At 36.8% G+C, this 15371-nt stretch carries 15 protein-coding genes and 1 pseudogene; 13 read left to right on the forward strand and 3 right to left on the reverse strand.

What is annotated here, in order from left to right; all coding sequences use genetic code 11:
• The first annotated feature begins 5 nt into the window (after positions 1-5).
• The 9 genes and pseudogenes from HMPREF3237_RS04445 (at position 6) to HMPREF3237_RS04485 (ending at position 9253) form a co-directional block, all read left to right on the forward strand.
• Positions 6-566: a restriction endonuclease subunit S gene (locus HMPREF3237_RS04445; RefSeq protein WP_070888978.1), complete on the forward strand. Its 561-nt coding sequence runs from the start codon at positions 6-8 to the stop codon at positions 564-566.
• Positions 563-1630 carry a restriction endonuclease subunit S gene (locus tag HMPREF3237_RS04450; RefSeq protein WP_070888979.1) on the forward strand — a complete coding sequence of 356 codons (1068 nt, stop codon included), beginning with the start codon at positions 563-565 and terminating at the stop codon, positions 1628-1630. The genes HMPREF3237_RS04445 and HMPREF3237_RS04450 overlap by 4 nt, the downstream gene beginning before the upstream one ends.
• A gap of 59 nt (positions 1631-1689) precedes the next feature.
• Positions 1690-1926 carry an AbrB/MazE/SpoVT family DNA-binding domain-containing protein gene (locus HMPREF3237_RS04455; protein ID WP_070888980.1) on the forward strand — a complete coding sequence of 79 codons (237 nt, stop codon included), beginning with the start codon at positions 1690-1692 and terminating at the stop codon, positions 1924-1926.
• Positions 1923-2336: a type II toxin-antitoxin system death-on-curing family toxin gene (locus HMPREF3237_RS04460; RefSeq protein ID WP_070888981.1), complete on the forward strand. Its 414-nt coding sequence runs from the start codon at positions 1923-1925 to the stop codon at positions 2334-2336. The genes HMPREF3237_RS04455 and HMPREF3237_RS04460 overlap by 4 nt, the downstream gene beginning before the upstream one ends.
• 114 nt (positions 2337-2450) lie before the next feature.
• Positions 2451-3416 (forward strand): site-specific tyrosine recombinase/integron integrase, encoded by a 966-nt coding sequence (gene xerA / locus HMPREF3237_RS04465; RefSeq protein ID WP_070888982.1) that lies wholly within the window; start codon positions 2451-2453, stop codon positions 3414-3416.
• A 22-nt stretch (positions 3417-3438) separates the two neighbouring features.
• Positions 3439-4017, forward strand: a complete 579-nt coding sequence (locus HMPREF3237_RS04470; protein ID WP_070888983.1) for a restriction endonuclease subunit S — start codon at positions 3439-3441, stop codon at positions 4015-4017.
• 28 nt (positions 4018-4045) lie between these two features.
• Complete coding sequence (locus tag HMPREF3237_RS04475) at positions 4046-7396, forward strand: DEAD/DEAH box helicase family protein (RefSeq protein WP_070888984.1); 3351 nt, start codon at positions 4046-4048, stop codon at positions 7394-7396.
• A 19-nt stretch (positions 7397-7415) separates the two neighbouring features.
• Positions 7416-8192 carry a nucleotidyltransferase domain-containing protein gene (locus HMPREF3237_RS04480; RefSeq protein ID WP_070888985.1) on the forward strand — a complete coding sequence of 259 codons (777 nt, stop codon included), beginning with the start codon at positions 7416-7418 and terminating at the stop codon, positions 8190-8192.
• Between the two features lie 8 nt (positions 8193-8200).
• Positions 8201-9253: pseudogene (locus HMPREF3237_RS04485) on the forward strand (hypothetical protein).
• Between the two features lie 106 nt (positions 9254-9359).
• Here HMPREF3237_RS04485 and HMPREF3237_RS04490 read toward each other — a convergent pair.
• The 3 genes from HMPREF3237_RS04490 to HMPREF3237_RS09080 are packed head-to-tail and all read right to left on the reverse strand — an operon-like array spanning position 9360 to position 11209.
• The gene (locus tag HMPREF3237_RS04490; RefSeq protein WP_070888986.1) at positions 9360-10175 is read right to left on the reverse strand and encodes a TIGR03943 family putative permease subunit; all 816 of its coding nucleotides are present in this window, start codon (positions 10173-10175) and stop codon (positions 9360-9362) included.
• Positions 10172-11077, reverse strand: a complete 906-nt coding sequence (locus HMPREF3237_RS04495) for a permease (protein WP_070888987.1) — start codon at positions 11075-11077, stop codon at positions 10172-10174. Before HMPREF3237_RS04495 ends, HMPREF3237_RS04490 begins: the two co-directional genes overlap by 4 nt.
• Entirely contained in the window at positions 11078-11209 is a 132-nt protein-coding gene (locus HMPREF3237_RS09080) for an SPJ_0845 family protein (protein WP_049495059.1), read from the reverse strand.
• Between the two features lie 155 nt (positions 11210-11364).
• On the opposite strand from HMPREF3237_RS09080, the gene HMPREF3237_RS04505 reads away from it, so the two are divergent.
• The 4 genes from HMPREF3237_RS04505 to HMPREF3237_RS04520 all read left to right on the forward strand — a co-directional run bounded on the left by HMPREF3237_RS04505 (position 11365) and on the right by HMPREF3237_RS04520 (position 15371).
• Positions 11365-13503, forward strand: a complete 2139-nt coding sequence (locus HMPREF3237_RS04505; RefSeq protein WP_070888988.1) for a Tex family protein — start codon at positions 11365-11367, stop codon at positions 13501-13503.
• Positions 13490-13939 carry a SprT family protein gene (locus tag HMPREF3237_RS04510; RefSeq protein WP_070888989.1) on the forward strand — a complete coding sequence of 150 codons (450 nt, stop codon included), beginning with the start codon at positions 13490-13492 and terminating at the stop codon, positions 13937-13939. Before HMPREF3237_RS04505 ends, HMPREF3237_RS04510 begins: the two co-directional genes overlap by 14 nt.
• A 59-nt stretch (positions 13940-13998) precedes the next feature.
• Entirely contained in the window at positions 13999-14271 is a 273-nt protein-coding gene (locus tag HMPREF3237_RS04515; protein ID WP_025168673.1) for a PspC domain-containing protein, read from the forward strand.
• A gap of 341 nt (positions 14272-14612) precedes the next feature.
• The gene (locus HMPREF3237_RS04520; RefSeq protein WP_006152604.1) at positions 14613-15371 is read left to right on the forward strand and encodes an ABC transporter ATP-binding protein; all 759 of its coding nucleotides are present in this window, start codon (positions 14613-14615) and stop codon (positions 15369-15371) included.

Consider the following 15371-nt stretch of genomic DNA (forward strand, 5'->3'; position numbering starts at 1 on the left):
CATGTATGAAAAAAGTGAAGTTGGGGGAAGTTTGTGAGATAAGAATTGGCAAGACACCAAATCGTTCTCAAACTTTATATTGGGGAGGTGACTATCCTTGGTTATCCATTTCAGATATGAAAGGGAAAATATTATGTACGACTAAGGAAAAAATAACTCAAGAAGCTGTCCAAAAAGAAAAAATGCAAATTGTTTCAAAAGGGACAGTTGTGATGAGTTTTAAGTTATCTATTGGCAAGGTTGGGATTCTTGACGAAAATATGTACACAAACGAAGCAATAGCTAATTTTGTGGTTAAAAATAATAAGATGCTTTTTAATGAATATCTTTACTACGCACTACAAGGAATGAATTTTGATAGTTTAACAGACAGGGCTGTGATGGGTAAAACGTTAAACAAGGCAAAGTTGAATAACTTGTCTATTGTATACAACGAGCCTTTTATGCAACAGCAAATTGTTTTGAGATTAGATGGTGTTAACAAATTAATTGAATCTCGTAAACAACAACTATCTGAATTATCAAAACTCGTCAAATCCCGATATTTCGAGGAGGTGGTTGCATGAAGAAAGTGAAGTTAGGGCAATTAGTTTCTATTCAAACTGGTAAATTGGATGCTAATGCAGCAGTTTTCGGAGGTAAGTATCCTTTTTTTACAACAGCTAAAGAAATTTCAAGAATTAACGAATACGCTTATGACGGTGAGGTAGTTTTAGTAGCTGGAAATGGAGATTTAAATGTTAAGTATTATAAAGGAAAATTTAATGCTTATCAGAGAACCTATATTTTGACTAGTAATTCTAATGTAAGAATGAAATATCTATACTACTTTCTTGATAAGTATATAGAAGTTTTACGATACCAATCAATTGGAGGAGTTATAAAGTATATTAAACTCAATAATTTATCAGATGCCCAGATTCCAATGAGGAGTATTTTTGAACAAGATAAAATTATTGGAATATTAGAAAAGTTAGATAATGAAATTATTATTAGAAGTAAACAACTTAGTGAACTCTCAAACCTTGTAAAATCCCGATTTAACGAGATGTTTGGATCAAAGAAGTTTGATAAGGTAAGTATTTCTGAACTGGTTGACGATAGAATAGAAACTGCGAAAAAAATATTTGATCAACACGATACAATTAAATACATTGATATTTCATCAATTGATAATAAAAATTATAAAATGACTGGTTTTCAGGAATATATGTTAGATCAAGCTCCATCAAGAGCTCAACAACATATTAGGAAAGGAGACATTGTTGTTTCAACCGTCCGACCAAATCTTAAAAATATAGCAATGACGGAGCTAGATGACGAGAATTTGGTAGCTTCCAGCGGATTCTGTGTGCTTAGAGCTTTGAAATGTTTACCAGAATATTTATTTGCAATAATTTGCTCTGATAGATTTACGAATAAAATGGCTAATATTGTTACGGGAGCTAATTATCCTGCAATTAAATCTTCCGATATAATGAATTATATTGTTCCTTTACCTCCAATTCAGTTACAAAACGAGTTCGCAGACTTTGTGGCTCAGGTAGACAAATCACAATTGGCAATTCAAAAATCGCTAGAAGAACTTGAAACTTTGAAGAAATCCCTCATGCAGGAGTATTTTGGCTGATATTCTGTCATTGTAATTACGGTAATTATTTGTTATAATACTTCAAAGGAGGAAAACAGATGGTAGTAAAAACAAGAAAACAAGGAAATTCAATCACCATTACCATTCCAAGTGAATTCAATATTCCAAGTGGTGTTAAATACGAAGCAAAATTGTTACCAAGTGGTGAAATTATCTTTACTCCTGAAGAGTCTGGACATCAGTTTTCTTATGTAACTGATGATGCCTTTGACTTAAATTTGGACAAAATTTTTGACGAATACGATGATGTTTTCAAAGCTTTGGTGGAAAAATGACAGTCTATCTGACAGAAATGCAAATTGAAAAAATCAATGCTTTAGCAATTGAACGGTATTCACCTAATGAAAAAATTCAAACAGTTAGTCCTTCTGCCTTAAATATGATTGTCAATTTACCAGAACAATTTGTCTTCGGTAAACCTCTTTATCCGACAATTTTTGATAAGGCAACGATACTATTTGTTCAATTGATCAAGAAGCATGTTTTTGCCAACGCTAATAAACGAACTGCTTTCTTTGTTTTGGTGAAATTTCTACAGTTAAATGGATATCGTTTTTCTGTAACAGTTGAAGAAGCGGTAGATATGTGTGTAACTATCGCAGTAGAATCCTTAACAGATGGAAGATTATCTAGCTACACCAAATGGATTTCTGAACATTCATTTAGAGTTAATGGCAACAATTAAGCTTGGATGTTTAAATCCTATAAGAAAAAAATAGATAAACAGACAGTATTAGAATTCTGTAATGCAGAAAACTAATATTGTCTCTTTTTATTGAAATAATGAAAGTGAGAAAATATGGAAACAAAAGTGACAATCATCATTCAAGAAATGCTACCTCTTTTAAACAATGCACAATTATTAGCATTGCGGGAGAGTTTAGAGCGTCATTTAGTGAGTGGTGTAAATCAACAGAAGTATACGAATAATTCCTTGTTAGCCTTATTTATTACTGCTAAACAGGTGGAGGGTTGTAGTGCAAAAACCATTCGTTATTATCAAAGGACCATTGAAAACTTATTTACAAGCATAAAGCAGTCTGTAACACAACTGACAACAGATGATTTGAGAAGTTATCTAGCACAGTATCAGTCAGAAAAAGATTGCAGTAAAGCAAATTTGGACAATATCCGACGCATCCTGTCTTCGTTTTTTGCTTGGCTTGAGCAGGAGGAGTACATTATCAAAAATCCGATTCGACGGATTAAAAAAATAAAGACAGAACAAACTGTAAAGGAAACTTATACGGATGAACATCTTGAAATCATGCGAGATAATTGTGAGAACTTAAGAGATTTGGCAATGATCGATCTACTAGCTTCAACAGGAATGCGCGTGGGAGAACTTGTGCAGCTGAATCGCTCAGATATTGACTTTGAGAATCGTGAATGTGTAGTATTTGGGAAAGGTAAAAAGGAAAGACCTGTATATTTTGATGCTCGTACGAAAATCCATTTAAAGAACTATATCAATAGCAGAGAGGACAATCATCCAGCTCTTTTTGTTAGCTTGCTCGGAAAAGCCCAAAGACTCGGAATAGCTGGTGTTGAGATTCGATTACGAAAACTAGGTCAAAAACTTGGAATTCAAAAGGTTCACCCTCATAAATTCAGAAGAACACTAGCGACAAAGGCAATTGATAAAGGAATGCCTATCGAACAAGTACAAAAGCTTCTTGGACATAGTAAAATTGATACAACTTTAGCCTATGCTATGGTCAACCAAAGTAATGTCAAACATTCCCATCAGAAATTTATCTCTTAAGTGCAAATCCCGATTTAACGAGATGTTTGGGGATATTTTTGATAATCCACAGTCTAAATTAGAAGATCATATTGAGTTAAATCCTAATAAGAAAGAACTGCAAAATTTTAATGGCGATGTTTCGTTTTTACCAATGTCAAACGTTAGTGAAAATGGGAAAATTGATTTATCTATTATTCGAAATATCGATGATGTTCGTAAGGGATTTACTTTTTTTAAGGATAATGATGTAATTGTTGCAAAAATTACGCCTTGCTTTGAAAATGGGAAAGGTGCTCCAGTATTTGGACTATTGAACGGTGTTGGATTTGGTTCAACTGAATTTCATGTTCTTAGACCCAAGAATACAGTAAATACAGTCTGGTTATACCATGTAACAATGCTTTCGAAATTTAGACTTGAAGGTGAGAGAAAGATGACAGGAAGTGGAGGCCAGAGAAGAATTACCAAGGATTTCATTAATAATTTTAAGCTAAATATACCTCCTCTTTCCCTTCAAAACGAGTTCGCAGACTTTGTGGCTCAGGTTGACAAATCACAATTTGCTTGTCAGATGGCTATAAAACTGTGGAGAAATAGCTTAAAATCTAGTATAATATAGGTATCTATATATTCAAAGTGAGAGAAAAATGGGAAATTTTGATTTTCTTTTAAATAACAAGGAGTATGAATCTTTTTCAAGGCCCTGTATAGAAGCTGAAAATATGATTGGGACATCCACAGTAGCGACAGCATTCATGGCTCGTCGTGCCTTGGAGCAGGCTGTTCATTGGATTTATAGCCATGATTCTTATTTGGAAGCCCCTTATCGTGCTACCTTGTCTTCATTAGTTTGGGATGATGACTTTAGAGAAATCGTAGATCCAGAGCTTCATAGTCAGATGGTTCTCTTGATACGTTGGGGCAATCATGCTGCTCATGGTGGGGAGATTAAGGAACGCGAAGCGATTTTAGCCTTACATCATTTGTACCAGTTCGTAAACTTTATTGATTACTGCTATAGCAATGAATTTGTGGAACGTTATTTTGACGAGAAGTTATTGCCAAGTTCAGAGAATGTCAAGAAAAGAGAAACACCACAAGCCATGGTGGAACTGCAAGACAGTTTACCTGTTATGCCTGACTTTCATGAACAAATGGCTGTACAGCCCTTGGAAGTTCAAGAGAATTATACAGAAAAACGTGAAACTGCTGCACAACGGCAAGAGGTTCCTTTCCACATCGATCAGTTATCTGAGGCTGAGACAAGAAAACTCTTTATTGACATTGATTTACGTTTAGCAGGTTGGACATTTGAAGAAAATTGTCGGGTAGAAGTTGCTATTAATGGACTGAAACACGGTTCAGGAACAGGTTATTGTGATTATACCCTTTATGGCAAAAATGGAAAGATTTTAGCAATTATTGAAGCTAAAAAAGCTTCAGTTAATCCAGAAGTCGGTGAGATACAAGTCAGGGAATATGCTGAAGCGCTAGAGGAAAAGATAGGTTACCAACCGATTTGTTTTATTACAAATGGTCTCAAGCACTATATTCTTGATGGTGTAAATCGTCGCCAGGTCGCAGGATTCTATTCTCAAGAAGAATTGCAATTATTGATGGACAGACGACATTTGCAAAAAACACTTGAGGATATTTCTAGTAAAATCAGAGACGATATTTCTGGACGATATTATCAGAAACATGCGATTGCAAGTGTTTGTGAGGCTTTTTCTAACAATCGAAGACAAGCTCTTTTGGTAATGGCAACTGGTTCTGGGAAAACTCGAACAGCAGTCTCTCTTGTTGATATCCTATCACGTCACAATTGGGTCAAAAATGTTCTCTTTCTAGCTGACCGAACATCTCTTGTAAAACAGGCCTATGATTCATTTAGGAAATTGCTTCCAGATCTTACAGTTTGTAACTTTTTAGAGGATAAAGCCGGGGCAAGATCAAGTCGAATGGTATTTTCTACTTATCCGACCATGATCGGAGCAATTAGTGATCAGGAAGAAGTCATTCAACGTCCTTTCACTGTTGGCCACTTTGATCTTATTATTATTGATGAGTCTCACCGCTCTATTTATCAAAAGTACAAGGCCATTTTTGATTATTTTGATGCTAGAATCGTAGGCTTAACGGCCACACCTCGTCAAGACCTTGATAAAAACACTTATGGATTTTTCAACTTGGAAAATGGTGTTCCTACCTATGCTTATGATCTTGAGAAGGCTGTTGAGGATGGCTACCTGGTTTCCTATCATTCGATTGAAACCAAATTAGAATTACCTACAGACGGCCTTCATTATGATGAACTATCCCAAGAAGATAAAGAATATTTTGATAGCCAATTTGAAGATGATATTCTAGAAAAAGACATTGATGCTGGAGCTTTTAATTCCTTTATTTTTAATAAAGCTACAGTTGAGATTGTTCTAGATGAACTAATGACGAGAGGAATTCAAACAGCTTCAGGGGATGAGATTGGAAAAACGATTATCTTTGCCAAGAATCATGACCATGCAGAATATATTAGAAAGATTTTCAATAAACGTTATCCTGAAAAGGGGAGCGACTATGCTCAGGTGATTGATTACAGTATTAAACATTATCAAACCTTGATTGATGATTTTAAAATTAAGGAGAAATATCCTCAAATTGCAATTTCAGTTGATATGCTTGATACAGGTATTGATGTCCCAGAGGTTGTCAATTTAGTCTTTTTCAAGAAAGTTCGCTCAAAAACAAAATTTTGGCAGATGATTGGTCGTGGAACCCGTCTCTGTAAAGATTTGTTTGGACCTGATCAAGATAAGGAAAATTTCTTGGTATTTGATTATGGTGACAACTTTGAATATTTCAAAGCAGATCCGAGAGAAGGTAGTGGAAGACATATTGTTCCATTAACACAGCGTTTGTTTAATATCAAGGTGGACTTGATTCGTGAACTGCAGGACCTTCACTATCAAGAGGATCCATTTGCAAGAGAGTATCGTCAGCAACTGGTCTCAGAACTTCATAGGCATGTAGAGGATTTAAATGAGTTAGACTTTAGGGTTCGTATGGTCTTAGATACGGTTTATACCTATAAGAAATTAGAAAATTGGCAAAATCTTACAACGATTTCATGCGAGCAACTTCATAGTCATATCTCCCCTCTCATGTTTGATGAAGATAATGAAAATGAAATGGCTCGACGCTTTGATTTATGGATGTTAGAAATTCAAGTCGGACAATTGACCTCTAAGCCATCAAGGACTCATATATCTCAAGTTTTGAAAACTGCTCAGGCCCTTGCTTCTGTTGGCAATATCCCTCAGGTCTTTGCACAGGCAGAAATTATCAGGAAAGTACAAGAACCTGAATTTTGGGAGGAAGTAAGCTTGTCTGAACTTGAAAAAATACGCCTGTCTCTAAGAGATTTATTGCAATTTTTAGATAAAACGAACCGAAAGGTATATTATGTCAATTTTGAAGACCGAATTCTTTCTACTGTATATGAAACCACTCCTTATTTGCAGGTAAATGATCTTCGATCCTATAACGAAAAAGTTGAGCATTATTTGAAAGCTCATTTGGATGAAGAAGCAATTTCTAAATTGTACCATAACAAGAAGTTGACTGCACAAGATTTATTAGCATTAGAAACTCTATTATGGGAAAAATTAGGAAGTAGATCTGACTATCAGCAGCACTATGAAAACAAGGCTATTCCTAGATTGGTGCGGGAGATTATTGGTTTGAATAGAGAGGCCGCTAATCAAGTGTTTTCTAAGTTCTTGTCAGATGAAAGCCTTAATGCTAAGCAAATTTCTTTTGTGAAATTAATTGTCGATTATGTCGTTGAAAATGGGTATATGGATAAGTCGATGCTGACACAAGAACCGTTTAAATCTTATGGATCCGTACAAGTACTTTTTCAACATCAAATACCAATATTGAGGAATATTGTCCAAACAATTGATTTAATCAATAATCGCGCCGAAGAAGTAGCTTGAATATAGAAAGAGAAGCATGATGCAAACACAAGAAGAAATGAATATTCTGGTACCTGAAAAACTAGCGGAAATTGAACGTACTAATGATGTTACCGTATTGTGGGCAATTGAGTCTGGCAGTCGCGCTTGGGGCTTTGAGTCTCCGGATAGTGACTTTGATGTGCGTTTCATTTACAAGCATAAGCAAGATTTTTATCTTAGTTTGAACGATCATCGCGATGTCATCGAACTACCAATTGACGATACCTGGGATGTGAGTGGCTGGGATTTGGACAAGGCTTTAAAGTTGCTTTATAAGTCAAATCCAACTCTCTTTGAGTGGTTACAGTCACCAATCGTTTACCAGCAAGACGAAGGCTTTATTGACCGTATCCTTCCGCTTGTTAGTCAGTATTTTTCCGAGAAAAAGACGCTCCACCATTACCTGAATACTGCTAGAACTCAAATGAATAAGTATCTTTCAGGAGACAAGGTCAAACCTAAAAAGTACTTCTATGCTCTGCGTCCCATTTTAGCCTGTCGTTGGATAGAAAAATATCATTCTGTTCCACCAATTTTGTTTGATGATTTAGTGAAAGAATTGCTTCCTGATAAAATGAAAGAGCATGTATCTAGATTGCTTGATATCAAGGTAAATGGACCTGAAGGTATGGAAATTGAACCGATAGAGCCCATCCAGGACTACATCACCAAAAATATACAAGAGATAGATGATTACATCCAAAGTGTTACCGAGGAGAAGAAAGACTGGGAAGCTCTCAATCAATTTTTCCTTGAAGAATTAGGCCGCGACTGAGGTTTTTTATGGGTAAATGGACATGTAAATGTGGGCAAGCTATGAATGACCACCGAGCGCCCGATCCAAATGCTTATTCAGTTTATTCGGATGAGTTGTTTGAAGAAATCATAAATAAAGCTGACGACCATAATAAAATTTCCTATGAAGACGTTTCAGAGGCTTCTTTCTATATGTGGAAATGCCCAAATTGTGGTAGTTTTATGGTCTTTGGTGAAGATGATGATTCGGATTGTTACACTTTTTATGAGGGCCAGACCAGTGAAAAAGTTGAACCACTTTTCGATCCTAATCAGGAGTTGAATCTCGTTGTCGTTGAGTTTTAAGAAGGTGGAAATGGATATACTTATATCTGTGATGATCCAAGTATTCATATTGGGCATGGTGTGATTGTACCAACTGGAAAGGAAAATATTGAAAAAATAGCTCTGGTAGTCCAGAAATATCATGCTTACCCAAGAGATATCACTTATCCCGTTGAAAAGTTAAAAAGGGTCATCCGTAGGTATTCTATTTTTGATCCCGAGACTTCAAAAATAGTTTGTAAAAATATACTTGAGCATGGAAGAGTTCTAAATGCTTGCTCGAAAAAAGTAAAAATAGAGTCTAAACAAATTTACCATGCAATCAAAACTCCTCTAGGCTATTTTTGGTTGGAGTTAAATAGAATTCCAATTCCGATGAAAATCACACAAATTCAAGTACAAGATAAAAAGTATCAGGTTGATGGAGCCTTTTATATAAAGCCTGCCAAGGTAAACTACAGAAAATTGTTAGAACTTGAATTATGTGCAGATTTTGATATTGACGCCTCTCGCTGGATTGACGTTCTATCAGACGAAAATGTTTGGGGGAATACCTGGGAACTGAATGGCCTTCAATTTGGAATTACTGCAGGAGAGTCTCCAGAATTCGAAGATGAAGTAGTTGCAAGAAAATTTAGCCGTATCCCACTTTATTATGACTGGCATACTGAATTTGAAGACTATTATGGCTTTAGCCTAGCATGGAAAAAATACGAGTCTGATAGTGATTTGTCGATTGATTTCTATACTACATAAAAGAAATGCTCGGTATTATTGTGTAAATTATAAAACAGTATTTGAGATTTTTAGATGAAAAGTAATTTAATTTTACAAGAAAAAGCAGCCCAATTAGGCTACTTTTTTAAAATTCTTTATAAACATAAGGATTCTCTGGTTTGTCGACCTTGATGAAAGACTGGACTTCGAGGGTTGGGAGGATTTGGTTGAGTTCCTTGTGATACCGATTGCTAATCTTGCCTTTGACTCTCACCCAGGTGTTATTCTCATAATGATTGGTATTTCCTGTGGTTAAGAGGCCAAAAACTCCTGAATCAGCGATACAGTGCATAATACCAAAGCGAAAGACAAATTGACTATCGCTGTGACTGGGATCGTTGTAGACAAACCCAATAAACTCGATTTCCTTGCCTTCAAATTCATTTGGATAATCATAGATAGCCTCCATGACTTCCAAGTAATTCTCATCGGTGATAACAATATTAGATTGAGATAAGTATTTATCAGCACTCTTCCGAATAATATTTTCATGAGCTGTTTGTGAATAAAAGCGACTGGTATCCGGCTTAAGATACTGACTGTTCGTTCCTTCACTTGCTTGGATTGCCTTGTCAGTTCCTTCCGACAAAGGGAAATAATATCCTTTTGCCGATACTGTTTGTGAATCCAGAGTGACAGTTGGAAATGTAAATCCAACTAACAAAGGCAAACTTAAGAGGACAAAACTAGCAAGCTTGGCTGAAATACTATGTAAGTGACTATGTTCTTTCAAACGCTTGAAGCAAATATAGGCTTGAACGATGGCTAGTAGCAAAGATAAAACCATAGTGATATAAGCCAGATAAGAATAGTGGAGATTTAGATACTGATTGAGCTTACCTGATAGGTGCAGATAAAGGGTTAAGATAAAATAGCCAAATATGATAAAAAAACGTATCATAGAATCACCCCGACTAGATAAGAATAGACAAGAACAACAAGAGTTACAATCGTCATGAATTGCCAAATAAATCGAGTTTTAAGATAATTCTTCATCATGAGGAGGTTCTTGACATCAAGCATGGGACCTATAACCAGAAAGGCAAGCACTGGAGCAAAGCCAAAACTTGATAGAAGAGAAGATCCGATAAAAGCATCGGCTTCACTACAAAGCGATAGTAAGAAAGATAAGACCATCAAGAGAACGATAGCCAGCAGTGGTGTTGCACTAATTGATGTCAGGATACGAGTTGGTACATAAACCTGGACTATGCTAGCAAACAGACAACCGAAAACCAAATAACGTCCCATATCAAAGAATTCATCGATAGCTTGGATAAAGACCTGAAGAATTTTTTGACCTTTACTCAAGTGAGAAAAATCATGCTCATGACAAGCCAGCCTATTTTCCTTCTGAATAGGTTCTTCCCAGAAAAATCCAAGGAAAATACCCAATATAGTAGCGACAAGAATCGAACCCAAAGCTCGTAGTAAGACCATTCTAAATGAATTCCCAAAGGCTGAATAGGTTGCAAAGAGTACGATGGGATTGATGATAGGAGCTGTTACTAGAAAGGGAACAGCTGTATAGCTTGGAACCTTCTTTTCTAAAAAACGATTGATGATCGGAACAATTCCACATTCACAAGAAGGAAAGAGAAATCCAATAAACGTACCAAAAAAGATCCTCCCCAAGCGATTTTTAGGGAGAAATCTATATACTTTTTCAGGAGTCACATAGACTTCAATGGCACCAGAGATGACGCTACCGATTAGAACGAAGGGTAGAGCTTCAATAATGATTGATAGAAAGATAGCACCAGCTTGTAAAACACTTGAAGGCAGGTTTTGAAAGAGTGTCATCTATTTTTTCTTTTCTGCCTTATCTTTCTTTTTTTTGTCGTCTGGAAATGTTACTTGTTTCAAATCAGGAAGTTTAGCGAATTCTTCGAACATCTTATCTAAGTCATCAGTTTTTGTAAATTTAACAGCCATACGGCATACCTCGATTCTTTGTGTTATCTCTATTATACTATTATTTCTGGGAAATGGTTGAAATTTAAAACAAACATGGCTCTTCTCTTTATAAAGTTGAATGAAAGCAACAAATTAATGAAAACAAGCTTTCCTGCTTATGGTATAATAGTTTCATGGATAAAAAATATGAAAAAATTTCCCAAGATTTGGGTGTAACTTTAAAGCAGATTGATACTGTCTTGTCTTTGACAGCAGAAGGAGCAACTATCCCATTTATCGCCCGTTATCGGAAAGATATGACCGGAAGTCTAGATGAGGTAGCCATTAAAGCTATTATCGACCTCGATAAGAGTTTAACTGCTCTAAATGATCGTAAGGAAGCCGTCTTAGCAAAAATCAAAGAGCAAGGCAAGCTAACTAAGGAGTTAGAAGAAGCAATTCTATCAGCAGAAAAACTCGCAGATGTAGAAGAACTCTATCTTCCCTATAAGGAGAAACGTAGGACCAAAGCAACGATTGCGCGTGAGGCTGGACTTTTTCCACTTGCTCGTTTAATTTTACAAAATGTTTCTAACCTAGAAAAAGAAGCAGAAGCATTTGTCTGTGAAGGTTTCGAAACTCCTCAAGAAGCTTTGGCTGGAGCTGTAGACATCTTGGTTGAAGCACTATCCGAGGATGTTCATTTACGTTCAATGACCTATCAAGAGGTACTTAGACACTCTAAGATTACTTCTCAAGTCAAAGATGAGAGTCTTGATGAAAAACAAGTCTTTCAGATTTATTACGATTTCTCAGAGACAGTTGCAAACATGCAAGGTTACCGTACGCTTGCCCTTAATCGTGGTGAGAAGCTAGGCATTTTGAAAATTGGCTTTGAGCATGCGACTGATCGTATTCTATCTTTCTTTAATGTTCGTTTTAAAGTTAAGAATGCTTATATTGACGAGGTTATTCAGCAATCTGTTAAGAAAAAAGTCTTGCCAGCTATTGAGCGCCGTATTCGCACTGAACTAACAGAAAAGGCAGAAGAAGGAGCTATCCAACTCTTCTCAGAAAACCTTCGCAATCTTCTCCTTGTTGCTCCTCTTAAAGGGCGCGTGGTCCTTGGATTTGACCCTGCCTTTCGTACAGGTGCCAAGCTTGCAGTCGTTGATGCGACTGGGAAGATGCTAACAACGCAAGTCATTTATCCAGTCAAACCAGCTTCAGCTCGTCAGATTGAAGAAGCTAAGCGTGATTTGGCTGATTTGATTGGCCAATACGGTGTTGAAATTATTGCTATCGGAAATGGAACCGCCAGCCGTGAGAGCGAAGCTTTCGTCGCTGAAGTTCTTAAGGATTTTCCAGAAGTCAGCTATGTCATTGTTAGTGAAAGTGGCGCATCTGTCTATTCAGCTAGTGAACTTGCACGTCAAGAGTTTCCTGATCTAACCGTTGAGAAACGCTCTGCTATTTCTATTGCTCGTCGCTTGCAAGATCCACTTGCTGAGTTGGTTAAAATTGATCCCAAATCCATCGGTGTCGGTCAATATCAGCATGATGTAAGTCAGAAGAAACTATCTGAAAGTCTGGACTTTGTCGTAGATACAGTCGTTAACCAAGTTGGTGTCAATGTCAATACAGCTAGTCCAGCCTTACTTTCGCACGTAGCTGGGCTCAACAAGACAATCTCTGAAAATATCGTGAAGTATCGTGAAGAAGAAGGCAAAATCACTTCACGCGCCCAAATCAAGAAAGTCCCTCGTTTAGGAGCAAAAGCCTTTGAACAGGCTGCAGGTTTCCTCCGTATCCCTGAAAGTAGCAATATCCTTGACAATACAGGTGTTCACCCAGAAAACTATGCAGCAGTCAAGGAACTCTTCAAACGTTTGGACATTAAAGACCTAAATGAAGAAGCACAATCTAAACTCAAATCTATTTCAATCAAGGAAATGGCTCAAGAATTAGACCTCGGTCAAGAAACCCTCAAAGATATTATTGCAGACCTTCTAAAACCCGGTCGTGATTTCCGTGATTCTTTTGATGCTCCAGTCCTTCGTCAGGATGTTTTGGATATCAAGGATTTAAAAGTTGGACAAAAACTTGAGGGAGTGGTTCGGAACGTCGTTGACTTCGGTGCCTTTGTTGACATTGGTATTCACGAGGATGGTCTGATTCATATCTCTCACATGAGCAAGAAATTCATCAAGCATCCGAGTCAAGTAGTTTCAGTTGGTGATTTGGTAACCGTTTGGGTGAAGAAGATTGATGTCCAACGCGAAAAAGTAAATCTGTCGCTCCTTGCACCCGATGAATCTAATGAATCTAACTGATTACGTTAGGCTAGTCTCTTTAGAAGACTTTGGGAAACCTTTCAAACATCAAGCTCAATGGAATACTCGTCTGCGGTCGACAGGTGGACGATTTTTTCCTCAGGATGGTCATTTGGATTTTAATCCTAAGGTTTATCAAGAACTTGGTTTGGATGTTTTCCGAAAAATTGTCCGTCACGAACTATGTCATTACCATCTATACTATGAGGGCAAGGGTTATAAACATAAGGATTTAGCCTTTAAGGAACTGTTAAAAGAAGTAGATGGGCTTCGCTTTGTACCTCCTTTACCGAATGCTAGTCAAAAACCAACTCTAGTCTATATTTGTCAAGCGTGTAGTCAGACCTATCAGCGAAAACGCCGAATCGACACGAGACGCTATCGATGCGGTCTTTGTCATGGTAGACTTATCCTACAAAATCCGACTAAGGACTGATGCAAGCTGTTTTGGTTCATGTTATACTCATATCAATAATACCGAAAGAGGTACAAATCATGAATACAAAATTTTATAAAATGAGGCGAAATCGTATGGTGTCAGGAGTTTTGGCAGGCTTATCAGATAAGTTTAATTTTGATGTAACCCTAGTTCGTTTTCTATTTGCAATCTTCACTGTAGCAAATTTTGGACTCGGAATCATCATCTACATCATCCTAGACTATATCTTACCTACCAAGGAAGATATCGAAGCTGATATGTACGGAACTGGCCCTCGCAAAATGAAAGAAGCTGAACCAATCGATGATGACAAAGGTTGGTTTTGGTAATCACCTTTTCTATTTAATTAAAGTTTTAAACCCTTGTAATTACAGGGGTTTTTCTTTTGCTTGAAAATTTATGGTAAACTAATAGTAGTTCATTTCAAAAAAATAATCCAATCTTACAAAAATGTAAGATTAAAGCTCCAAATGTAAGGTTATGTTATGGAACCAACTCTTTTTTTAGAGTACAATTATATCATAAAGATAAAGGAGCAAAACTATGAAAAATATTTTACAAAAGAAACAAGCAAGTAAACCGAGTCCAAAGGATATCGAGCGAGTTGAGCTCGGCATTCAAATGATGCAGGCTCAGTTTCAATTAATGGGATATTAAAAAGGAGATTATCATGACACTACTAGATGTAAAACACGTTCAAAAAATTTATAAAACTCGTTTCCAAGGCAACCAAGTAGAAGCTCTAAAAGATATTCACTTTACTGTAGAAAAGGGTGACTATGTTGCCATTATGGGTGAATCTGGTTCTGGGAAGTCAACGCTACTCAATATTCTTGCCATGCTTGATAAACCAACTCGTGGTCAAGTCTTTCTAAATGGAACTGACACAGCGACCATTAAAAATTCTGAAGCCTCAAGCTTCCGTCGTGAAAAGTTAGGCTTTGTCTTCCAAGACTTTAATTTGTTAGATACGCTTTCTGTCAAAGACAATATCTTACTCCCTTTGGTATTGTCTAGAAAGCCTATTACAGAAATGATGAAAAAATTGGTAGTTACGGCTGAAAATCTTGGTATCAATCAATTGCAGGAGAAGTACCCTTATGAAATTTCTGGTGGACAAAAACAACGTGTAGCAGTTGCACGCGCCATCATCACAGAACCAGAAATTCTCCTTGCTGACGAACCGACAGGAGCTCTAGATTCTAAGTCATCTGCAGCCCTCCTTGATATCTTTGATCAGATCAATGAGCAAGGACAGACCATTCTCATGGTTACCCATTCAACGGCAGCTGCTAGCCGTGCAAAACGTGTCCTTTTCATCAAGGACGGCATTCTTTACAATCAAATCTACCGTGGTGAAAAGACTGATCGTCAGATGTTCCAAGAAATCTCTGATACCTTGACTGTTATGGCAAGTGAGGTGAACTAG

Origin of the sequence: Streptococcus sp. HMSC34B10 (assembly GCF_001839505.1) — a bacterium.
GTDB lineage: Bacteria > Bacillota > Bacilli > Lactobacillales > Streptococcaceae > Streptococcus > Streptococcus peroris.